Origin of the sequence: uncultured Sphingobacterium sp. (assembly GCF_964277905.1) — a bacterium.
GTDB lineage: Bacteria > Bacteroidota > Bacteroidia > Sphingobacteriales > Sphingobacteriaceae > Sphingobacterium > Sphingobacterium siyangense.
Genome location: NZ_CAXYKD010000043.1, coordinates 216,908 through 239,002, shown reverse-complemented (window position 1 = coordinate 239,002; position 22,095 = coordinate 216,908). Strand labels below are relative to the sequence as shown.

The following is a 22,095-nucleotide window of genomic DNA, read 5'->3' as shown; positions in this document are numbered from 1 at the left end:
AAATGGCTTCTCCATCCTTATGAACGATATATCAAATTTGTAATTTTCAATAAAATCAAGCCAAGAAACAATGCAGCAACAATACTAAGTATTGTGACCAATGTATTCCTTCCATTGTCTGCAAAAAAATAGATGGATAGTCCAGCCAATATACATGGAATACCGATAACAATAAGCTTGATCCAATATATTCGGTCTTCTTCCTTACGGATAATTTTTGTTTCAACTGCGGCTAAAACATCCGGTCTATTCTTTCTAAAATATTCGAGAATAATTTCGATTTCGTCTGAACGCAATTCACGAGGACGTACAATCTGCTGCTGCAAGGCAATAAGTAAAGTATTTTCATCTCGCTGAACTGAAATAACGGCCGACATTGGAAAGCGCTTTTTATACCCCATAGGGTTCATTGCATATCCTTTGTAGTCATTGTTACCTGGACTTAAACATACAAAATACTCCGAACTCATTGCGAAGATCACATCGGTATGTTCCTGTTTGGTTTCTTTCCATATAACGATAGCAGGCTTAATGGCTGCAAGCAATAGACATTGGAAAATAAATATACCAAAAGACAAGCTGAATATCCATGACAAAGAAAATGAAAGGATTAAAAAAGCGATGATAAACCAAATAACATTTGACCAAAAGTCAATTTTCCGCTCGATTAAATAGAAGATAATGACGCAGACTATTGGCGCAATACCGGCTTTCCAATCCCAAAATATACTTACAATTCCGAGTATTGAAAACAGCGCATAAGTCAACAGCTGAAAGTATGCTGACTTCCGCTGAAAATTAGTTCTTTTAATTTCAATGATATTTTCCAATGCTTTCTTTAATGAAATAAAAAAATCTCTGTCGCTAAGATAGCTCTGATTGCATAAATATAAATATCTTTACTAAAATAAAAACGCGTAAAAATAGAAGCCACTGCTATGAATACCTTTCAATTTAAATCCCATAATGTTAAAAAGGGCTTGATCTTTGGATTTGGTTACCTAATTGTTGTTTTTATCCTATGTTGTTTAATTTTTGGCGGCATAAATGGATTAGCTGATGCCGTAAACAATTTTGGTTCGGCAAAAGGTCTTGGGATATTGGTTGCTGTCGTTGTAATCGGTCCCCTAGTCATACTATTGCAATTCATCAATCCCAAGATAGAAATACAAGTTGATAAAAATAACTTATCTATTAAACAACCGAGAAAGGAGGACAAAATTATTCCGTTAGAAGTAATTCATTCCATGGAAATAAATCGTTCATTGGTCAACCAACTTCAACTATTCGACCAGAATGGAAAACTACTTACGACTATTCACCCTCAAAACGATATGAATGTTATTTTCTCCATTGCAAATATAATCGCGCAACATGGTGGATTTACACAGAAAAAAGGAACCAAAAAGATCTTTGGTAATCCCGTTGAAACGATCTCATATTTCAGGCAATAACACTGTAGCGCATTCGTTTCGATGAAACCAAAAATACACTATCTACTTCGCGTTGTTTTAACCATCTTCCTAGGTTTGTTGTCACGGAAAATATCCGCCATTCCTACCATTACCGGCGATGTACTGTATGCAGTTATGATTTATTGGTTGTCACGTTTTTTATTTACGAGGAAACCGTTATTATTTTCTTTTACGACGACACTTATATTTTGTTTTGCCATCGAATTTTTACAGCTTGTACAAAATCCTTTACTTATATGGGTAAGAAACAATCCGCTTCTGCGGCTCGTGTTTGGACAGGGCTTTTTATGGTCGGATCTTGTGGCTTACTGCCTAGGAGCCGTCGGAGCTGCATGCATTGATTATTTTAATTGTCAAATTAAAGACAGACCCCACGTTACGAACTAAATAGACCTACTTCGTGGTTTTGGCCCCCAAATCGATGCCCATCTTTTCATAAGCAAGATCATTTGGCTGCCAAAGCTCTATTTTGTTTCCTTCAATATCCATGATATGAGCAAATTTGCCGTAGTCAAAGGATTCGATCGTATCAAGTACCGTAACCCCCTCCTTCTTCAATTCATCGATTAAAAGCTCAATATTGGCTACCCGATAATTGATCATAAAATCTTTTTCCGAAGGGCCAAAATAGGAAGTGCTCTCTTTAAAAGGGCTCCATTGCGTAAATCCCTTTTTCGTACTATCAGCTCCCTGATACCACTCAAATACAGCGCCGTAAGAATTTGTAGCCAGTCCCAAATGATCGGCATACCAAGCTCTTACTTTTTTAGGATCTTTACATTTGAAGAAAATTCCACCTATACCGGTTACTCTTTTCAACTCGGTGGATCGATATGAATGGCTCAAGTTATTAAAAGCATACCCCATTCCAAATGCCAGCAAAATACTTGCAACAAATATGAATCTTTTCATAATTTAATAAGGACAAATCAGTTATTCTACCTTCTCTCCCGAATTTAATCATTAGTTTTGACAAAACATTTACGGTGCTCCAGAAAACATTCTTATCCTACAACATCAGTACTTAAAACGCATAGCTTTTGTCTAATTTTTTCTAGATTAAGATTGTTAAAAAATGAGATTGTATGTATACATTTGACCTACACAAGACTCGAACGTCCTACCCTAGGAAAAGAGTTTAATAAAGCATCCGCATTAAATAGATAAATTTATGTACAACTTTAAAAATGACTATTCAGAAGGGGCACATCCCCGCATTTTAGATAAGCTTATTGAAACGAATCTGATACAGCAATTGGGCTATGGAGAGGATGACTATTCCAATGAAGCCAAATCGATTTTGAAGAAAAAGATAGCTAATCAGCAAGCCGTTATCCACTTTTTATCTGGGGGCACACAAACAAATCTTCTTGTCATATCTTTTCTTTTACGTATCCATGAAGCAGTGATCAGTGCAAAAACAGGGCATATATCTGCAAATGAAACTGGTGCTATAGAAGCAACTGGACATAAAGTCATTACTGTTGAAACGTCTGATGGAAAATTGACACCTAACGATATTACTACGGTACTCAAGGAACATGCCCTGGCGCCACATGTGGTAAAACCAAGAATAGTTTATATTTCTAATTCCACTGAAATCGGCACAATATATTCTTTGGCAGAATTGGAAGCGCTATATGTGTGCTGTCAGCAGCAACAGCTGTTACTTTATTTGGATGGCGCACGATTGGGCCATGCTTTGACGGCGAAAAACAACGATTTAACCTTTGCAGCTATTGCTAAGTATACTGACGTTTTCTACATTGGCGGAACAAAAAACGGAGCTCTTCTGGGCGAGGCAGTTGTGTTTAACCGTCCCGAATTAGCCGTAGATTTTGACTATGCGATCAAGCAGAAAGGCGCCTTGCTAGCCAAAGGCAGAGTGCTTTCAATTCAATTTCTAACGCTATTTCAGGATGATTTGTATCTTGAGCTGGCATTAAGAGCTAATTCGCTTGCGATGCGTATGGCGAAGGCCATCAAAGACAAAGGATATTCCTTTTTAACGGAATCAACCACCAATCAGATTTTCCCCATTTTACCTAAATCGCTCATCGAAGCACTGCTTATAAATTATCAATTTTATATATGGAAGGATATCGATTCAGATTATGCAGCGGTTCGTTTGATCACCTCCTGGGCTACGGACGAGAAACAGGTTACTAACTTTATAAATGATATATTGAATTCCTAGGGATTGTTCCGCCCTAGCCAATAAATCTTATATAAACGAAAGCGCCCAATAGGTAATCTCTTACGTATCGGGCGCATCTTATAAAATTAAAAAACTAGTCTTTAGGTTCAAGGGCTTTCCATACTCCTGCTGCTACAGCTGCCCCTACTAATGGTGCTACAATAAAGAGCCAAAGCTGCGATAAAGCCTGACCGCCGGCCAGAATCGCGGGCCCAAATGAACGAGCAGGATTAACCGACGTACCTGTTACAGGAATAGCAACCAAATGGATCAAAAGAAGCGTAAAGCCGATTGCAAGCCCAGCCATTGTGCTGTTTCCTACCTTCGAAGTTGTTGCCAGTATCACAAACAGAAAAATGAAGGTTAACACGGCTTCAATCAAAAAGGCGGAAGCAGTACCATACTCGTTTTGATATCCTTTACCCCAACCGTTTGAGCCATACGCCCACTCTCCTGCCGTAAATCCGGCCAATTGCCCACTTAAAATCTGCTGAAGGACAAATGCCCCCAAAAGTGCACCAATAAACTGAGCAACAATATAGACAACCGCATCCTTGGCAGACATTCTACCTGCCAATAACACACCAACAGTCACCGCAGGATTGATATGACAGCCTGAAATTCCGCCGATCGCGTACGCAAATACCACCACCGAAAGACCGAAGGCGACAGCAATACCCAAAAGACCAAGACCAGAAAGCCCAGCTGTGGTATTGGCTCCTGCAATAGCGGCCGCACCGCAACCAAAAAGTACCAAACCAAATGTTCCAATTAGTTCGGCGACAAATTTTGAAGATGTTTTAATTTCCATATGAATCTGTTTATAACTTAGTTAACTCTAATTTAATCATTTTCCGTATAAAATTATACTGCTAAATAAATTATTGTAGAACAATATCCACACCGCTTTAAAACCAACGTTAATAAGCTTTTCTATATTAATTTAACCAGATTTCATCACAGGCTATAAGAGGCTTTCGCTTAGGATGATACCGCCATTCGGGTAGTTTTGCCAAAGGTGCAGCATAAACCCGGATCACTTTAACACTGTCATTTAACAATACTTGATAAGGTATCTTGTCCAAGGTGTAATCCTCCTCAACGGATTCAAGCTTACTGAGAAATACATCTTGGAAATCTTTTCCATTCTTAGATACCGAAATTCGAATTTCTTTTGGTGGAAATATCCAATGTCGGGCATCCTTTAGAAAATTAAGCGCTATGGTATCTATTCGCCTTTCCTTTTCAAAATCAAAAGTAATATCCATCGGCTCCCCGTTCCAAAGCAACCAATTATAGCTATAATCCATATAGCCCGGCACACTATCTGTAAGTGTTTTTAGCCCATTGGCAGGGAAAGAAGGATCAAATGGATATCTCAACTTAATATTTGCTTCAGAGGCCTTATTTGCTCTAACGCCAGCTTTGAATATTTCAGACCACTCCTTTGCATAACTATCGGGTGATGCACCACCTTCGGCAAGCTCTATAACGCCCAATTTTTTTGCATCTTCAACAAATTGTGTTACTTTACGACTTACCTTTTGTCTCACAACCCAACGCTCCCCCTCTTGTTCAAATATGCCATGTTGATGCGGTCCATAGAATCTTGCTTGTTGCAAATAGGTATAATCCAACCCAAGTCCAATACGCCTGACACGGGATTCTAGTAAAGGATTACCTTCACTGGCTATTTCCGCTTTTTCTAATAATGTACTATACTTATCCATGGCCTCTGGACTTAAAAAGTCATGTCTATTATCAATCGGGTTTCCGTAAATAGATAAAGCTGATGAAGGCCCAGGCAAGTGGTTTCTTCGTTCCGCAAGGTATGCTTTAATAAAGGGTGCAGCCTTGCCGTAATAGCCCTCGATAAATTCGTTGGTTAGCTGTTCTTCTGAAAGCGTCGTATCCCAGGCGAGGTTAGCCAATATATAGGCATTTAGCTCCGCCATATCGCTATAAGTCGCTCCTCCACCTTGCAAAAAGACCCCTTCGACACCTTGCGCTTTCAAATATTGTAGACTTTCCTGCATGGTTCCTTGGATCGGAAATGGCGCAAGATAATTGGTGAACTGTGTCAGATAATCCCATACAAATACATGCTTGGCTTTAGCTTTCCAAGCTCCTAATTGTCTACGAAAAGTTGCTGCTGATGGTTCGCTTCCAATGTCATTTTTTCTAAAAGCATCGATATTACTTAATATAACAGAAACATTATCGGCAACCCTGAGGTGTGTTGGGGCGTTTGCTGATTCTAAATACGCCAGTGTTGTAAATTTTTTGTCGGGAAATTGTGCGGCCACTCTATTCACAAAGTGAATCAGTGAGCCTTGCGCTCCACCCTCCCGCTTATCAATAGCCTGACATCGATCGCAAGTACAGCTTCCGATATCGTCATTGGCCGCGATAGACCAATAAGTAGCTGTGGGATTTTCGCTTATCCTACGCTTGAAATAAGCTACTGTAAGATTAACAACGTCCTCGTTAGATAGACAAAGTTGAATAGGTTGACGTTTTCCATCATACAGGGAGAAATACTCCGGATATTCTTTAAAATAAACTGATGGCGGCAATATTTTACTGAAAGTGTGCCCCCAATCTCCCCAGCGCTCTTCCAAATTATGTAAACCATACCAATCCATATACTCCTGATCTAGTTCAACAGGGAAATAAACCTCTCTAAACTCAAAATTTGGTTTGGAATAAATCTTCAGATCTGAATCCACTGCCAGGAATGTCAATTTTGGAACATATGTATTTTCTTTACCTACATACCACTTTCGTCCACCAATAATATCCCTGACATAACGATATGCCGCAAATAGCACACCTTTACCACTTCCCTTGATATAAATATTCTTTCCTACAGCTTGTATGGAGTAACTGTCTTCGGGAAACATATTAGTTATTGAGCTTTTTTCCAAAATAATGGCATGTGTGACTTCGCCTTTAGCTTGTATTGCAAAATCTACACCTGTACTTTCTTTTGTAAAAGTGTTTATCACCGCAGCAGCTTTTTGTAAAACAGGATCATTTGCATCCGCTTGAATGACATAGTCCGTTTTCCCTTGATCAACTAATGTAATTCTTTCTTTACCCTGAACTATCGTTACCATTGACAATAGACATAACATAAACTTCCACATCATATTAAAAATATTTCCTTAATGATAGATTTAGGTCATACTGATTCATAAATCTATTTTCAGCAACTTTGTAATAGCTCCAACCACCCATGAGTGTAAAACCCCAATTGTCTATACGATGTTGCCGTCAAAATACGCCAGCCCTCACCCTCGAAAAATGATCAAATGACATGGATTACATGTTCAAATTTACTAAGCATGACCTATTCTTAATCGTACACGAGATATCAGTTCTGACGGAGAGATAGGCTTTTTAATATAATCATTGGCTCCGACTTCAAAGCCTTCCACAATACTATTATCATCACGGTAACCAGAAATAATAATAACAGGTACCTGATTATTCGTGTCGCTTTTCCGAATGCAATTGATTATTTCGTAACCATTAGCAAAAGGTAATGCCAGGTCTGTTATGACCAAATCAATGGTTTCGTCAGAAACCAACGAGAGCGCTTCCTTGCCAGATTTAGCAAGTAATAGGTCATAGCCCTCCCTTACAAGAACAAATTGCATTGTGCTTAATAGAATCTCATTATCTTCGATAACAAGAATTCTCTTTTTTTCGTTCCCCATAGCGGTAAAATTTTAGTTTTTCACGGTGATGCAAAGTTTCAAAAAAAAAAGAGAATTCGTTGTAGATTAACCACTACAACGCCATTTAAATTATTTAAACACAGATTTTAGTTATCAGTTCTAATTAAAATGACAGTATGCTGACAGGCGAAAAGTTTATATTATTGTTAAACAACTAAACTAGTATGCAAATTTTCAACCTCTCGTATTAACTTTTGCATAATATCTGTTGTCGAAAGTTCACTGTAAGAATGGATCGATTGTCCGGCCCAAATATTTACAAAATCGACATTTTTATTGGCTTTGGCTACTTTTCGTAATTCCCCGGTGAGTTTATTTTGATAGGGATATGGTAAGATATATTGCGACTTGTCCAAAGCTTCAATAAATGTATTCTTTATGCCTCTGGCATAGCGCCCTGAAAAACTCCTTGTCAAGACAATATCTGATTCCTTAACATGAGAAAGACGCGCTTTCTCAAAGTCCAGTAGTGCACTTTCTTTAGATTTGAGCAATAAACTCCCAATCTGAAAACCATTGGCTCCTAATAGCTTTGCAGAATGGATCGTGCTTGCATTATATAATCCACCGGCATAAATAAGCGGCACGTTTACATGCTCTTTCACTTGTGGTAGCAGAGAAAATCCGCCAATCTCAGGAACAGGTGCCTCCTCAAAACTTCCGCGATGTCCCCCAGCTTCTAATCCCTGTACACAGATCACATCAATACCAGCTTCTTCCAAAGCAATTGCTTCTGCCACAGAAGTGCATGTACCAATAATTATCACATCATTGTCTTTCAATCGTTTTATACTTTGTGCATCCAGATTTCCAAAAGTAAAACTCACAACTTTACACTGATGGCTTATGATCGCGTCAATTTGTTCCCTGTAATCTGTAATATGGATGCTATCGAGCTCCGGTAAAGCTACTTCTAAACCATATTGCAGGGCTAACTGTTCCACAAAAACCTTTGTTTCATTATACGCTGTCCTCAAATTCACTGAAACTTCAGGAACATGATTTACAAAAATATTGACTGCAAAAGGCTTCTTTACATATGCAGCGGTTGAACGAATAAGCGCACTACAGCGTTCTGCTGGTAGATCACCCAACGATAGCGACCCGAGCGCTCCGGCATGCGATGCTGCAATGACCATTTCTGGTGTGGTAACACCAAACATGGGTGCCTGGATAATCGGATAATCAATGCCTATTAATTGTGTAATTTGATTTGACCATTTCATATCGGAAGTAATTAATATGCTTAAGATTCAACTAAAATAGCTTTCATGTGATTGTTCTAATTTAAGCTATTTTAAAACAAATTATACTATAAAACTAGAAAATCATCCTGCATTTCGGTTCCAAATAAGCGATTTATACCGTATATTTATTCTATAGTATTACGTAACAAACAATTTTATGAAAATCGCTTTCTTTTCGACAAAACCATACGACAAATTATTCTTTGAGCAAGAAAACAGCACCTATGGCTTTCAGTTCAATTTTTATGAAACGCATTTAGGTCCACACATTGTCAATGCTATTGAAGATGAGAAGGTAGTCTGCGCATTTGTCAATGATAAACTCAACAGACAAGTTATTGAAGTACTTGCTCAAAAAGGTGTTGAGCTGATCGCCTTACGCTGCGCTGGCTTTAATAACGTTGATCTGGAAGCTGCCAGGGAATTTGGGATAAAAGTTTGTCGGGTGCCCGCCTATTCCCCTGAAGCGGTCGCTGAACACACCATGGCCATGTTATTGACATTGAATCGTAAAACACATAAAGCCTATAATCGCGTACGGGAGCAAAATTTTGCATTGAATGGACTTTTGGGATTTAATCTCCATCAGAAAAAAATTGGCGTTATTGGTACTGGAAAAATTGGAAAGGCTTTTATCAAAATCGCATTGGGATTTGGGGCAAATGTAATTGCCTATGATTTATACCCAGACCAGCAGCTTACAGCACAAGGTGTTAATTACAGATCGTTGGATGAAGTCTTCAAAGAATCAGATATTATTTCTCTTCATTGCCCGCTTACTCCCGAGAACCACTATCTCATTAATAAGGAGTCATTGGACAAGATGAAAGATGGGGTGACAATTATTAATACAAGCAGAGGCAATCTAATCAATACCAATGATGCTATTAAAGCGCTTAAAGAACGAAAAATTGGCTTATTAGGTATTGACGTTTATGAACAAGAGGAAAAGCTGTTTTTTAAAGACTTATCGACAACAATTATTGAAGATGAAACAATACAATTATTGATGAGTTATCCGAATGTTTTGGTTACGGCGCACCAAGCTTTTTTCACAACAGAAGCATTAACAGAAATTTCTCAAAGAACGCTTCGGAGCATCTCCGACCTATCAACCAAAGGGATCACTGACGCAGAAGTCTTGTTATAGCAAGACTTAATATCAAATTTATTTCGGATAAAACAATGAAAAACCATGTTTTGAAAGGATTTCTCTTGGCAATCGGGGCGGCTATTCTTTGGGGTGTATCGGGTACTTTTGGCCAATTTCTTTTTCAAAAAAGGGCAGTTAACGTAGAATGGCTTATTACGGTAAGAATGCTTGTGACAGGCATTGTATTATTACTTTTGGCCGGAATACACAAGAAAAATGAGATTTGGCAGATTTGGCATCATCGTAAAGATAGTTTAGCACTTCTTCTATTCAGTATTTTTGGTGTATTAGCCGTCCAATATACTTATTTTGCCGCCATAAATTATTCCAACGCTGCTACCGCAACAGTGCTACAATATACAGGTCCGGTCCTGATCGCAATCTATATGGCGTTGAACAAGAGAAAATTCCCTTCGAAAGTTGCCTGCCTGGCCATACTTTTAGCTATACTGGGCACATTTCTTTTAGTCACACATGGGAGTTTTGGTTCCCTGTCGATTTCTCCGCTCGCATTATTTTTTGGTTTAATGTCAGCTGTTACGCTTGCTTTTTATACACTACAACCAATCCACTTGTTAAACAAGTATAATGCGGCAATAGTTATCGGTTGGGGAATGCTATTGGGAGGTCTCGTTTTTTGCTTTGTCAAACCTCCTTGGGAAGTTGATGGAATCTGGGATATATATACCTATAGCTACACTGCTTTTATTGTTGTTTTCGGTACACTAATCCCTTTTTATGCTTATCTAACAGCAGTTAAGCTTATTGGTGGACAAAAGACAAGTCTTCTAGCTTCTGCCGAACCCTTATCGGCAGCCCTATTAGCTGTTTTGTGGTTAAATACACCATTTAGAGAAACAGACTGGATCGGCACTTTTTGTATCATCGGTACAATTGTCTTATTGGGCATCACAAAAAATGAGGAACGAAAAGAGATAAGCTAAATGCCTATCCCCTTTCGCGCTTGTAATCTGACCACCACTCATCAAGTCTTTCAATGACGGGTAGTAAAGTTTTTCCTAATTCGCTAAGTTTATATTCCACGCGTGGTGGAGATTCAGCGTAAATCTGTCTACATAAAATACCATCGCGTTCGAGCTCACGGAGCTGAACAGTCAATGTCGTTTGCGCCAGATCTTCCATTTCCCGTCGTAGCTCACCAAATCTTTTGGGGCATTGTTTAGCAACAGCCTTAATGAGCAAAACTTTCCATTTTCCACCTATTATCTTAAAAATTCCATTGACATCACAGCAGGAGCCAAAATTTTCACTTTTTTTTTCATTCATAATCACCTCATACTGACCATTAGTTCATAAAAACATACCAAGTACATAATTTATAACTACTTGATTGTAGAAAATATCCAAGCTATTTTTAACCATAAAATTATCAAAAACTTTCTATATGCGCTTTCAAATTAAAGATTTACTTCATATTTTCCTCCTTTCAACTGGTATATTTCTATTTGTCATAGATCTCTTTATTATTAATGTTTCCCTTCCCACAATTCAACATGGACTACATCTACGAGACAGTGATACGCAATGGATTATAATACTTTATATTATTGGGTATGCAAGTCTTCTAATCAATGCTGGGAATGCCGGAAATCATTATGGAAAGAAGAAATTATATTTAATTGGGATGGCTTGTTTTACTGTAGCCTCCCTTGTATGTGGCTTAGCCAATAATCTTTACATTTTATTGGCCGGAAGATTGATCCAGGGGATTAGCTCTGGACTTATGGTTCCACAGGGCATCGCATTGATCACGTTACTTTTTGAAAATCCGGAGAAGCGATCTATGGCTTTGGGCATCTATGGAAGCATAGCAGGTATTGCCTCAGTAATAGGTCAATTATTAGGCGGAATTCTTCCGGATCAGACTTGGATACATGAAAGTTGGCGTCTTATTTTTTTGATCAATGTTCCCATTGGGGTACTTGCCTGCTTTGCTGTCTATCGCTATACATTCAATGATCAAGTTACTGGAAAATCTAAGATCTCTTTTATCCCTATGATAACGTTGTTTATCCTTTTAATGGGAATAATTTTTCCTTTAATCATGGGACCTGAGTTGAAATGGCCATTCTGGTCATTACTGCTATTGGGAGCAGCAATTGTTCTCGTCCTGTTCTTTCTAAAAAAACAACGTAAATTAGAACAAACGGGCCGTTCTAGTCTACTCAATTTCTCCTTATTTAATAATCGGGTTTTCAATTTAGGCCTTCTAGCGGCTTTAGCCTATTATATGGTCCAAGATGCTTATTTTATTATTAACTCCAATTACCTTCAAAATCAAAAGAATTATACGGCAACAATGACAGGAATTGCCTTTGTTTTTCAGGGTATTGGTTACGTATTGGCAAGTGTTATTGTCAGCAAGTTAATACAGCGCCACGGAAAGATCATTGTCCTATATGGATTAGGAATAATGATTTTGGGTTTGCTGTCTCATCTTTTAGTTTTCAATACGATGATCATAGATAGCAAACAAATACACGCGCTCTTCTTTTTTTATGGTATTGGCTGCGGTAGTGTACTGCCGGCATTAATGACACTTGCGTTAAAAGACCTTAACGAAAAACTAATCTCCGTAGGATCAGCCATCTATCTTACTGTACAACAGTTATCTATATGCTTGGGAATCGCTTTTATTGTCGGTATATTCCTCCATCTGAAAGAGACTAAATTTCTTATTTTGCAGAACATCTCATCTGCCTATGGCTACTCGATCGTACTATCGGTCATATTACTCTTATTTGTCGTATGTACAATAGCTTATTTACCCTCAAAAAAGTAAAATAGCAGGTAATTCGTTCATGATTTCGCTGGGTCTATCATACTTTCTCTCAGGATTAATGTAGCTAATTTGCTGCCTCATACTTGTCTACTAAAGCGTAGTCGTAAGGAATACGAATGCTCAGCGGGCTGGCTTCCCATAAGTCTGAACCGCTGGGCAAATAAAAATCATAGGCATTACGCAGGAAATTCTCCCCATTGGGAGCTTCTTGCCAGTTTTTCTTCTCCCTATTGTAAAGTAATATCATACAACTCACGCAGGTGCCCTTATCTTTCATGGTCGAATTTTCATAACACTTCCCTATTTTTACAGTTAATTTTTGCTGAATAATAACATCAGTCAACCGCCCATTAGTAAGGTGAATTAGAGCGATCTGTGCATCTTCATCCGTTGGTGAATGTTTTGCTGCTTTTAATTGATTGAACTGAGCCCGATGTATTCGCGCTATTTCGGCCTGCCTCACATCCAATGGTAAGAGATTTGTATCTACGGGATGGAGGTCTTCAACATCACCCACCCGGGTAACACCAGCACTTAATACAATATTTTGTTTGGATGTATCAGTATCAGCGGCAGCTGAGCCTTCATTTTTATCGAATAGCTGCGTAAGTTCTGAGATATGATGCCCTATTTGATTAAAACCCACAACGTAATTTAAGATAACGAAAGCCAACAGAGCAAGGACTGAAAAGATAAAAAGTGCCTTCCAAATACTAGTTCGCCCACGCTCATTTGTTTCTACTTCCAAAAAAGAAGATCCTTTGTGATCTGCTTCTTGAGAATCGCCGCGATGTTCAACCAGATCATAATCAGCCAAAAACAGGTCTTTACCATCAAAAAGATCAATATGGTCTTCTTTAAACATCTCTACAATATCCCGAGCAGTTTTATACTTTACATTTGCCTGGATGGCAATCAGGTCAATAGCAGCATTTACATCACCCTGTTTAATGAATTCACGAATAGTTTCTTTATCAATTTCGATCGTATTGACGAGAATATTTTTGGTCATATCTTTTAATTTTCTATGAATTAGAATGCTTTGCTACCTACGCAAAGTAAAAGCATTCTACTTCAAAAATGAGATTAATAAATGAGAGATCAATGAAAATTTCTTCCCCCATGAAAAATATCCGCAGCATGATCTCCGTCTGTGGTCAGATCTTTTAACAAACCTGACATATCAAAGCATCGTTGCGCTATTACATGAATAACTTCACCTTCAACTTGGATTTTACCCGCAACCATAAGGAGTTTTGCCCGAAGGATTTCTTTACGATATTTTTCAAATACATTACTCCAAACGACAATATTTGAAAAACCAGTATCATCTTCAATAGTGATAAATAAAACACCTTTGGAGGTTCCTGGTCGTTGTCTAACAGTAATCAACCCGCATACTTTCACAGGCATATCATTTTGTATCAAGCCCAATTTTGCTGTGGGCACTACATGGAGAAGATCGAGCTTTCCGCGCAAGAAACTTACTGGATGTGCTTTAATGGATAGCGAGGTCCTTGCGTAATCAGCCACAACATGCTGGCTTTTTGTTAGCAATGGTAATTCAATTTGCCCCTCCATGATACTTTCAGATGCTTGGCCTTCAAATAATGCAATCGGCCGATCACCCAATGCTGTAATTTCCCAAAGCGCTTGCCGACGATCAATACCTAATGATGTAAAGGCATCTCCATCAGCCAATTTCTCCAACGCAATAAGAGATAGTCCAACATCCATCATACCAGTAATGGATGAATAGGCAGACTGCCGACCTTGAGTCAACACAACGGCCTCTTCCCTTGAAAATCCTTTGATCTGACGTAAACCCAATCGAAGAGCATGTGGTTTTCCAATTTCTCCCTCTAAGGTGTTGTCCCATGAAGAATGATTGATATCAATAGGACGTACTTTTACGCCATGTTTCTGCGCATCAATAACAATTTGAGCAGGTTGATAAAAGCCCATGGGCTGACTATTGAGTAAGGATGCCGCAAAAATATCAGGATAATAATACTTAAGCCATGAGGACACATACACCAGTAAGGCAAAAGACGCTGCGTGACTCTCTGGAAAACCGTAACTGCCAAAACCTTCCAGTTGCTTAAAAACTCTATTGGCAAATTCTTCCGTATAGTTTTTCTTTACCATACCATCGACCATTTTTTTGTGAAAAGCAGATACCTGTCCTTTTGCTTTGAATGTAGCCATGCTACGCCGCAATTCGTCGGCTTCCGCAGGAGTAAATCCGGCAGCGACTATGGCAATTTCCATGGCCTGCTCCTGAAAGAGAGGAACCCCCAAGGTTTTTTTAAGAATGGTTTGGATCTCAGTGCTGGGATAATCAACAGCTTCCTCTTTATTTCGACGGCGCAAATAGGGATGCACCATATCGCCTTGTATCGGTCCAGGCCGAACGATAGCTACTTCAATGACCAGATCATAAAACTCTCGTGGTTTTAATCGCGGCAACATCGACATCTGGGCCCGGCTTTCGATCTGGAATACACCTAGAGTATCTGCATGGCAGATCATATCGTAAACCTTTGGATCGTCTTCTGCCCCAATATCAGCCAGAGTAAGCTCTTTTCCATAATGCTTTTTAGCGAGATCAAAAGCTTTGCGAATACAGGTCAACATCCCCAAAGCAAGTACATCAACTTTTAGAAAGCCGAGTGCTTCAAGATCATCTTTATTCCATTCGAGATTTGTCCGATTATCCATGCGGGCATTTATTAAAGGACAAAGCTCATGCAAATTACCTTGCGTAATAACAAATCCGCCTGTATGCTGCCCCAATTGACGTGGAAAACCAATATACTGATGTGTCAATTCGAGAACTTTTCGCAAATGTTGGTCTTCAGGATTAAAGCCCTGTTCAACCAAACGTTCCAAATTGATATAATCGTCCCAATGGCTGCTCACAACCCCTGCTAAACGTCCTACAGCATCCATGGAAAGTCCCATGGCCTTGCCAACATCACGTATAGCCCCTTTGGAGCGTACCTGTGTGACAGTTGCTACAATAGCAGCACGATTGCGGCCATATTTCTCATAAATATACTGGATGACTTCCTCACGGCGCTCATGTTCAAAGTCGACGTCTATATCTGGTGGTTCATCTCGTGCATCGGACATAAATCGCGCAAATAAAAGCCTGTATTTTGACGGGTCAACAGAAGTAATACCTAAGCAGTAACATACGGTTGAATTTGCTGCAGATCCACGCCCTTGGCATAAAATTCCCTTTTCCTTCGCAAATCGAACATAATCATACACCGTCAAAAAATAAGAAGCATAGTTTTTGCGTTCGATAAAATCAAGTTCCATTTGAATCGTTTCGCGAATTGCATCCGGGATATCTCCGTTAAATCGTTTACTGGCACCTTCCCAAGTTAAATAACTTAATTCTTCCTGTGTGGTCCGACCATGAGATGATAATTCATCTGGATAGATGTATTTCAAATCATCTAAGGAAAAACGACAAGCATTGGCAATTTTTACACTCTGTTCTACAGCTTCAGGGTACAGTCTAAACAAGCGTTCAACTTCAGTTATTGATTTTAGATAGCGCTCTGCATTGGGATATAAATTAAATCCAGCCGTATGTATTGTGCATTTTTCACGAATACAGGTTAAAATATCCTGCAATTCACGCCTTTCGGGCACATGATAATATACATCACCAAGTACAACAAGAGGAATGGCAAGGTGTTCACCCAACTGATTAATTCTGAACAATAATTTAGCATCATCACCACGATAGAGTTTTTTTATTCCTAGATTAAGACAACCCTGGAGACGCTGTTGACATTCCTGTACAAACGCTATAAATGACTGCTCCAGCTCAAAACCGACCACTAATTTTTCAGGTGGACAAATAATGAATACAATCCCCTCAGCATGTTGAAACACATCATTTTTGTACAATTCGCATTTTCCTTTTTCCGTCCTTAGATTTCCCACAGTTAACAATGTTGAAAGCCGCCCGTAAGCCTCTTTATCTGTCGGGTATGCCAATAAACTTGGTCCATCCTGTAAATCTAGACGACAAGCAGGAATCAGTCGTATACCGGCTTTTTTTGCAGCCATATGTGCACGGACTATTCCAGCAAGGCTATTGCGGTCAGTTACTGCAACAGAATTATATCCCAATCGCGCCGCTTGCTCGATCAGCTCTTCCGGATGAGAGGCACCTTCGAGAAAACTAAAATTACTTGTTATCTGTAATTCACAATATACCATACACTAACTTTATGCAAAAAAACCATGTATAAACCATTGATCTGCCTGTCCGTCATAATGCCCGGCGCGATATAGCCAAAAGCGCCGACCTTGCAGATCTTCCACGGCATAGTAATCCCGATGTTCACCAGGATCAATCCACCATTCGCGTTCAATACGTTCGGGGCCATCTGCTTTCCTTATAGTATAGGTATCTCCCTTATAACGGAACAGTATGGGTGGATAGTCGGGTATGGGTGCTGTGACTATAATACGTTCAGGGATCTTCAATAGTCGTGTTGGACGTGGCCTTGCAGTTTGCCAGTCAACAGCTGCAACCTCATCCATTTTAGTCGCTATTTTCATGGATCGTTCCGGCCAGTAGTGCGCAGATGGCACATAGCGTGAAATCTCACAATTGGCGTCCCTACTTTTCAAGCGATCTAAAAGTTCGGTAACCGTCGGGTTTTTGAGACCAATTCTATTGTTCCAAAGATTTTCCTGAACTGGATCTGCCGTCTCAACTTTGGATACGCCCAAGGTAAATAATTCAATTCCCAATGCCGGTTCAATTTGCGGAATCTTTAGGACAAATAATTGAAGGATATGTTTAACCTGAGCAGTAGCACGATTAGTCTCAATAGTAATGGTCTCTATTTTTCCATCCACGCGATGACAATTCAATTCGGCTGCACGTAATCCTTTACCCTCCCCCGACAAACGCTTACACAACTTGTTTAATAAATCTTCCAAAGCCAGTTCAATACCATTTGCTGTACAGATAGGCTCCAAACAAGGTAAACGCTCTTCATACGGTAAGATGGGTTTTATAGAAATAACAAATTCATCTTCCAATCCCATGGCCTGGTCCAGTCGGAGCAGTAAACTATCGCCAAACCTTCTACGCAACACTGAACGTGGCATTTTTGAAAAACTTCCGATTGACCGTAATCCAAGAGATTGTAGGCGCTTCAATTGAACATCTTCCAATCGTAATGCAGCAGGACTTAATGGAAGAAGCGTTTCCGACTGCGCCTGTTCATTTATAATGATATCTTCGTGTCCAAAATGTGCTACCGCCCATGCGGCCCCAATGGTATCAGCAATCCCCATACGTACCTCATAACCATGTTGTCTAAATTTCGAGACAATACTTGTTAAGTAGGCCGCCTCCCCGCCCCAAAGATGAGCACAACCACTAATATCCAAGATGATACCGTCGGGCGTATCTAATGCCACTTGTGGTGTGTACCTGATGCACCACTCTGCTATCGAATGGAGTAACTTTTCAGCCAATCCAGCTTGCTCATTGATTATTTTAAGTGATGGAATAAATGCCCGTGCATCCGCTATGGCCATACCTGAATGCACCCCCACTTGCTCCGCTAATAAGTTACTCCCACTGACGATTAATCTTCCTTGAGCGGCGATGGACAATACAAAGGGAATATTTTGCAAATGTGGTTTGCAAACAGTGAGCCAATCTGTTTTCAGATGAGGAAACCAAAGTGAGGCAAATCTTTTTTTCATGACTAGCCAAGATTTTGGTAGTTATAATTCCAGTCTTTTACCTGTATCTCCTTTTTAGAAAATGTTTTAAACCCTTGTGGAGACCAGGTTATTTGCTCTTTAGCTGGACTACCATTCCTTACTTTGAGCAGCTCTACATCCCAACAGGGATAGCCAATACCAGGTAATCCATCATCCGATTGACTAGGTAAAGAAGTGACTTTCCAACGTGCCGCACAACTTGTCGCCAACAAGATCTTTGGGTTATGTTGAAGTATAAACCCTGTAACTCGGCTTTTTTCTACGGCAAGTTGAAGGCGCCTTGACTGAACAAAATCCAGCTGATGTATTTCGGCCAATACAGCTGTTATGCCATGACATTTCAATGCTTCTTCCATCGCCCATAACACATCCTTCTCCCGTTGCATAGAAACAAAAACAATCGATGCTGGATCGACCCCAAATGATCTGATTGCCGCTGGAAATACTGTTTGAATGGAGCCTATCCAAATACAAATCCCATCAGCTTGCATTAGTTTTCCAAGAAGACCACCAATAAACCCACAGGATGCAGCACTATCCATGCGGTTAAAGCTCACAAACTCGTGTATTACCCCTTTAGGAAAAACTCCATTCGGAAAAGCTTTCTCCAATGGCCCCAAACCCATCGTGCTTTCATCATTTGACCTTTGAGGTACCCCTTGCCAGGCAAGCAAGTCCTTTTTAAGTTTGCTGATCAAAGCCTGTTTATCTTCTAACATCATAGCCCCTCGTATTTAATATTACACACAAATATAATACTAATTATTTTAGCAATAAAAGAGAATACTATATTTTTTAGCACAAACAGCAGAACTTCGAATCGTAGGGCCTTTGTTTCTTCAAGCCTTATATATCATTCAAGAATTGCTGGATAACATCTTTTTTTCTTGTCGCAACAGGAATCATTTTACCATCGGACATTTCTATCTGGCCATCCTTGAAATACTTTTTTATATAGTTTGCATTGATTAAATAAGATTGATGACAACGAATAAATTCGGATTCAGGAAGCATAGTTTCAAAATGTTTGAGGACTTTCGAAACCATCATCGGTTTATTGTCTTTAATATAAAATGTGGTATACCCCTTATCTCCATGGCAATAAAGAATATCATCGATATTCACAATCTGGGTGTATTCAAATGTACGTAGTGCTATTTTCTTTGGTCTAACTGGTGACTTCAGATAGCTTTCGGCCATACTTAATTGTATACTATTGAATCTAAACTCTGTATTTTTCTTATAGCATTTTTCAATAGCCTCTATAAATTGTTCCGGAACCAAAGGCTTTAATAAATAGGCAATAGCGCCAATATTAAGGGCTTCTATAGCATATTGGTTAAATGCGGTTATAAAGATTGTATTTATGTCCAATTTCAGCTCGGAGAGGAAAGATAAGCTTGATCCATCTTTCAATTGAATATCAGCTAAAATAAGATCTGGATTAGATACAAGTAACTCACGTTCTGCCTGGGCGATTGATGGACTATAACCAACGATCTGAACATAAGGAATAGCATCCAATAAAGACTTAATGTACAAATAGATATTATACTCATCTTCAAGAATATAAACTTTCATAATTTCACGTATTTAATTAAAATATAAAACGAGTGGGATATAGAGTTCTACGCGATATCCACTTTTATCTTCTCTATAATTGGGCTTTATTTCAATCCTTGCTTTTTGCTGAGGATCATTAAACAAAAGCTCGAGGCGCTCTTTCGTGATAACTTGTGAAAGAGAGGTCTTGTGTGCATTATTTTTCTGATAAGATTGCATTCCCCAACCATTGTCACTGATAACAATATGCAATTGATCTGCTTCCTGATTAAAGAGAATTTGCAATTGTCCACGATAATTCAAATTTTTGAAAGCATGTTCAATAGCGTTTTCAACAAAAGGCTGAATCAACATAGGGGGAATCATGACATCATCAACATCCAAGTTACCGCTCTCAATTTCAAAATCAAATACATCTTGATAGCGCATCTGCTGTAAAAGTATATAATTCTTTAATGATTTAATTTCTTGATCCAAAGAAATATACTCTTCCCTATTTAATTCGAGTATATCACGAATTTGACGGGACAATAAGATGAGGTACTGATTTGCCTTTGCTTTTTGCTCACTACTGATCAAACCTTGCAAATTAGCTATAGCATTATAAATAAAATGGGGATTAAGCTGGTTTTGTCGGGTCTTCTGCTCTAAAATTAATTGTCTATTTTCGGCAATAATACGCTGATTAATATTTTTCAATAGCTTTTGTTTATTCCGGTAATAAATGAAGAATGCAATGCTAAAGATCAGCGCAAATAAAATAACAAAAATCCAGCGCTGTTGGACCATAATCTTATGGTTGAATGCATTTGTTGTTTTTAAAAGCTTAATAGCCTGATCCTTTTTTTCAGTTTCATACCGTGTATTGATCTCATTGATACGTTCATTTTCAATACTTTTTGTACTATTTTTATAATCCTGATAGGCCGAATCCAAGGTAAAATAAGCCCGTTCATAATCTCCTTTTAATGCGTGCGCTACTTGTAGATTCTGATAATAGAATAATTTATTTTGCTTGCCTTTATGTGTTTTGATAAACTGCAATCCAGCATTAAAATAATAGATTGCCGAGTCAACTTGATGATTATTCAAAAAATTTTTTGCCAAATTCGCATACGCATAGGCATTGAGCGCCTTGCTTGAAGATAAATAATTAAAATATTTTTGGGATGCCTCTACCGCTTTTCGACTATTCCCTATGCTAAAGAAATATTGTGCCTGTAAATTATACATGCGCATAATAATAGCAGAATCAGCCGTTTTATTTGCGTAATATTTGCAGCTGTCCAGTGTTGCTTTTAACTTCTCAAAATCATGCAACTCAATATACTGCATAAATTTGATCTCCTGATACGCTTGCGCAACATGGGCGTCGGATCTGTTGGGATGATAATGATACCATGACTCGTTATCTTTGAGCGCCTGGTTATAGTCAGCTCGACGATAATTTGCATTAGCCAATAAATTGAAAAAAAGAAAGCTAAACCTACTCTTATTTCCTAACGCATATTCTTTAGCATCGATAATTTGTTCCATGATGCCAATAGTGGTCACATCATTAAAACCAAAATTAGCCCTTATTTTAAAGTAATCTTTCAGAACAAGCAAATCCGGAGACAGTTTTCTCCCATCAAGGTTTTTCAGCGCGATTTCTATTGAATCTATTTTATCGTCCAACAAATAGTTGTACGCCAAAAAAATCCAATTATAACCAGAATTATTAAAATACTTATCCTGAGCAAACTCCGCTATCTTCTTTGCTATAATAGATTGATCCCTAAAATCTTGTAAAGCGAGAAATTTTAATAACGTATCCTGATAGGTTAAATCAAGTGAGTTATCTTCGATATGCGTTTTATTTTTAGACGCCTGTTGGCTACTTTGATGACAAGAGAGTAACTGTGCCATGAGCACGAGAGATAAAAAACAAAAAGTAAATCTTGTCAAATTTCGTATCATCAGAATATAACTATCTGTTTAAATTTACATGAAGGTGCCTATATTTTTTCATAACCTCGTTCATTAACTATGATAAGCTTTAACAAGATGTAAGCAGCTATTAAAGAAATATGCAAGGTGCTGTCCATATCATGTTATCAATTGCCGAATATCGGAATATTATCAAAAAAACAAGATATACTT

The 22,095-nt window shown here is 38.7% G+C and carries 19 protein-coding genes; 6 read left to right on the top strand and 13 right to left on the bottom strand.

Annotation, left to right across the window (positions count from 1 at the left end; translation table 11 throughout):
* Nucleotides 1–17: 17 nt before the first annotated feature.
* Entirely contained in the window at nt 18–830 is an 813-nt protein-coding gene (locus ACHWSC_RS19505) for a hypothetical protein (RefSeq protein ID WP_394677857.1), read from the bottom strand.
* 108 nt (nt 831–938) lie between these two features.
* Between ACHWSC_RS19505 and ACHWSC_RS19500 the strand changes: the two genes are divergently transcribed.
* Nucleotides 939–1,454, top strand: coding sequence for a hypothetical protein (locus ACHWSC_RS19500; RefSeq protein ID WP_205398221.1), 516 nt, complete (start codon nt 939–941; stop codon nt 1,452–1,454).
* Nucleotides 1,455–1,475: 21 nt separating this feature from the next.
* Complete coding sequence (locus tag ACHWSC_RS19495) at nt 1,476–1,862, top strand: DUF2809 domain-containing protein (RefSeq protein ID WP_394677856.1); 387 nt, start codon at nt 1,476–1,478, stop codon at nt 1,860–1,862.
* Nucleotides 1,863–1,868: 6 nt separating this feature from the next.
* On the opposite strand, the gene ACHWSC_RS19490 is transcribed toward ACHWSC_RS19495, so the two are convergent.
* Nucleotides 1,869–2,387, bottom strand: coding sequence for a VOC family protein (locus ACHWSC_RS19490; RefSeq protein ID WP_205398217.1), 519 nt, complete (start codon nt 2,385–2,387; stop codon nt 1,869–1,871).
* Between the two features lie 259 nt (nt 2,388–2,646).
* Here ACHWSC_RS19490 and ACHWSC_RS19485 point away from each other — a divergent pair, with 259 nt between their 5' ends.
* The gene (locus ACHWSC_RS19485; RefSeq protein WP_394677855.1) at nt 2,647–3,672 is read left to right on the top strand and encodes a threonine aldolase family protein; all 1,026 of its coding nucleotides are present in this window, start codon (nt 2,647–2,649) and stop codon (nt 3,670–3,672) included.
* 94 nt (nt 3,673–3,766) lie between these two features.
* Here ACHWSC_RS19485 and ACHWSC_RS19480 read toward each other — a convergent pair whose 3' ends face one another.
* The 4 genes from ACHWSC_RS19480 to ACHWSC_RS19465 form a co-directional block, all read right to left on the bottom strand.
* Nucleotides 3,767–4,483: an MIP family channel protein gene (locus ACHWSC_RS19480; RefSeq protein ID WP_394677854.1), complete on the bottom strand. Its 717-nt coding sequence runs from the start codon at nt 4,481–4,483 to the stop codon at nt 3,767–3,769.
* A 127-nt stretch (nt 4,484–4,610) separates the two neighbouring features.
* A complete protein-coding gene (locus ACHWSC_RS19475) occupies nt 4,611–6,791 on the bottom strand; it encodes a DUF4838 domain-containing protein (protein ID WP_394677853.1) in 2,181 nt (726 codons plus the stop codon).
* 222 nt (nt 6,792–7,013) lie between these two features.
* The gene (locus tag ACHWSC_RS19470; protein ID WP_394677852.1) at nt 7,014–7,394 is read right to left on the bottom strand and encodes a PleD family two-component system response regulator; all 381 of its coding nucleotides are present in this window, start codon (nt 7,392–7,394) and stop codon (nt 7,014–7,016) included.
* A 167-nt stretch (nt 7,395–7,561) separates the two neighbouring features.
* Entirely contained in the window at nt 7,562–8,641 is a 1,080-nt protein-coding gene (locus ACHWSC_RS19465; RefSeq protein WP_394677851.1) for an NAD(P)H-dependent flavin oxidoreductase, read from the bottom strand.
* Between the two features lie 178 nt (nt 8,642–8,819).
* Here ACHWSC_RS19465 and ACHWSC_RS19460 point away from each other — a divergent pair, with 178 nt between their 5' ends.
* A complete protein-coding gene (locus ACHWSC_RS19460; protein WP_145326796.1) occupies nt 8,820–9,812 on the top strand; it encodes a 2-hydroxyacid dehydrogenase in 993 nt (330 codons plus the stop codon).
* Between the two features lie 35 nt (nt 9,813–9,847).
* Nucleotides 9,848–10,759 (top strand): EamA family transporter, encoded by a 912-nt coding sequence (locus ACHWSC_RS19455; protein WP_394677850.1) that lies wholly within the window; start codon nt 9,848–9,850, stop codon nt 10,757–10,759.
* Nucleotides 10,760–10,763: 4 nt separating this feature from the next.
* On the opposite strand, the gene ACHWSC_RS19450 is transcribed toward ACHWSC_RS19455, so the two are convergent.
* Entirely contained in the window at nt 10,764–11,102 is a 339-nt protein-coding gene (locus ACHWSC_RS19450) for a helix-turn-helix domain-containing protein (protein ID WP_333886933.1), read from the bottom strand.
* A gap of 118 nt (nt 11,103–11,220) precedes the next feature.
* On the opposite strand from ACHWSC_RS19450, the gene ACHWSC_RS19445 reads away from it, so the two are divergent.
* On the top strand, nt 11,221–12,618 hold the full coding sequence (locus ACHWSC_RS19445; RefSeq protein ID WP_394677849.1) for an MFS transporter: 1,398 nt from the start codon (nt 11,221–11,223) through the stop codon (nt 12,616–12,618).
* A 64-nt stretch (nt 12,619–12,682) separates the two neighbouring features.
* Here the strand turns inward: ACHWSC_RS19445 and ACHWSC_RS19440 are convergent, their stop codons facing one another.
* The 6 genes from ACHWSC_RS19440 to ACHWSC_RS19415 all read right to left on the bottom strand — a co-directional run bounded on the left by ACHWSC_RS19440 (nt 12,683) and on the right by ACHWSC_RS19415 (nt 21,861).
* On the bottom strand, nt 12,683–13,630 hold the full coding sequence (locus ACHWSC_RS19440; protein ID WP_394677848.1) for a hypothetical protein: 948 nt from the start codon (nt 13,628–13,630) through the stop codon (nt 12,683–12,685).
* Between the two features lie 89 nt (nt 13,631–13,719).
* Complete coding sequence (locus ACHWSC_RS19435; RefSeq protein WP_394677847.1) at nt 13,720–16,860, bottom strand: error-prone DNA polymerase; 3,141 nt, start codon at nt 16,858–16,860, stop codon at nt 13,720–13,722.
* Nucleotides 16,861–16,869: 9 nt separating this feature from the next.
* Nucleotides 16,870–18,369, bottom strand: coding sequence for a DNA polymerase Y family protein (locus ACHWSC_RS19430; RefSeq protein ID WP_120334313.1), 1,500 nt, complete (start codon nt 18,367–18,369; stop codon nt 16,870–16,872).
* 2 nt (nt 18,370–18,371) lie between these two features.
* Nucleotides 18,372–19,112: an ImuA family protein gene (locus ACHWSC_RS19425; protein WP_147420905.1), complete on the bottom strand. Its 741-nt coding sequence runs from the start codon at nt 19,110–19,112 to the stop codon at nt 18,372–18,374.
* A gap of 124 nt (nt 19,113–19,236) precedes the next feature.
* Entirely contained in the window at nt 19,237–19,971 is a 735-nt protein-coding gene (locus tag ACHWSC_RS19420; RefSeq protein ID WP_394677846.1) for a LytR/AlgR family response regulator transcription factor, read from the bottom strand.
* A gap of 12 nt (nt 19,972–19,983) precedes the next feature.
* A complete protein-coding gene (locus tag ACHWSC_RS19415; RefSeq protein WP_394677845.1) occupies nt 19,984–21,861 on the bottom strand; it encodes a sensor histidine kinase in 1,878 nt (625 codons plus the stop codon).
* Nucleotides 21,862–22,095 lie beyond the last annotated feature (234 nt).

Excerpts from the sequence above, each read along its gene's own strand:
- ACHWSC_RS19470 (WP_394677852.1), bottom strand. The coding sequence starts at position 7,394 with ATGGGGAACGAAAAAAAGAGAATTCTTGTTATCGAAGATAATGAGATT.
- ACHWSC_RS19415 (WP_394677845.1), bottom strand. The coding sequence starts at position 21,861 with ATGGCACAGTTACTCTCTTGTCATCAAAGTAGCCAACAGGCGTCTAAA.
- ACHWSC_RS19475 (WP_394677853.1), bottom strand. The coding sequence starts at position 6,791 with ATGGTAACGATAGTTCAGGGTAAAGAAAGAATTACATTAGTTGATCAA.
- ACHWSC_RS19495 (WP_394677856.1), top strand. The coding sequence starts at position 1,476 with ATGAAACCAAAAATACACTATCTACTTCGCGTTGTTTTAACCATCTTC.
- ACHWSC_RS19500 (WP_205398221.1), top strand. The coding sequence starts at position 939 with ATGAATACCTTTCAATTTAAATCCCATAATGTTAAAAAGGGCTTGATC.
- ACHWSC_RS19425 (WP_147420905.1), bottom strand. The coding sequence starts at position 19,112 with ATGATGTTAGAAGATAAACAGGCTTTGATCAGCAAACTTAAAAAGGAC.
- ACHWSC_RS19450 (WP_333886933.1), bottom strand. The coding sequence starts at position 11,102 with ATGAATGAAAAAAAAAGTGAAAATTTTGGCTCCTGCTGTGATGTCAAT.
- ACHWSC_RS19440 (WP_394677848.1), bottom strand. The coding sequence starts at position 13,630 with ATGACCAAAAATATTCTCGTCAATACGATCGAAATTGATAAAGAAACT.
- ACHWSC_RS19455 (WP_394677850.1), top strand. The coding sequence starts at position 9,848 with ATGAAAAACCATGTTTTGAAAGGATTTCTCTTGGCAATCGGGGCGGCT.
- ACHWSC_RS19465 (WP_394677851.1), bottom strand. The coding sequence starts at position 8,641 with ATGAAATGGTCAAATCAAATTACACAATTAATAGGCATTGATTATCCG.
- ACHWSC_RS19485 (WP_394677855.1), top strand. The coding sequence starts at position 2,647 with ATGTACAACTTTAAAAATGACTATTCAGAAGGGGCACATCCCCGCATT.
- ACHWSC_RS19445 (WP_394677849.1), top strand. The coding sequence starts at position 11,221 with ATGCGCTTTCAAATTAAAGATTTACTTCATATTTTCCTCCTTTCAACT.
- ACHWSC_RS19430 (WP_120334313.1), bottom strand. The coding sequence starts at position 18,369 with ATGAAAAAAAGATTTGCCTCACTTTGGTTTCCTCATCTGAAAACAGAT.
- ACHWSC_RS19460 (WP_145326796.1), top strand. The coding sequence starts at position 8,820 with ATGAAAATCGCTTTCTTTTCGACAAAACCATACGACAAATTATTCTTT.
- ACHWSC_RS19435 (WP_394677847.1), bottom strand. The coding sequence starts at position 16,860 with ATGGTATATTGTGAATTACAGATAACAAGTAATTTTAGTTTTCTCGAA.
- ACHWSC_RS19490 (WP_205398217.1), bottom strand. The coding sequence starts at position 2,387 with ATGAAAAGATTCATATTTGTTGCAAGTATTTTGCTGGCATTTGGAATG.
- ACHWSC_RS19420 (WP_394677846.1), bottom strand. The coding sequence starts at position 19,971 with ATGAAAGTTTATATTCTTGAAGATGAGTATAATATCTATTTGTACATT.
- ACHWSC_RS19480 (WP_394677854.1), bottom strand. The coding sequence starts at position 4,483 with ATGGAAATTAAAACATCTTCAAAATTTGTCGCCGAACTAATTGGAACA.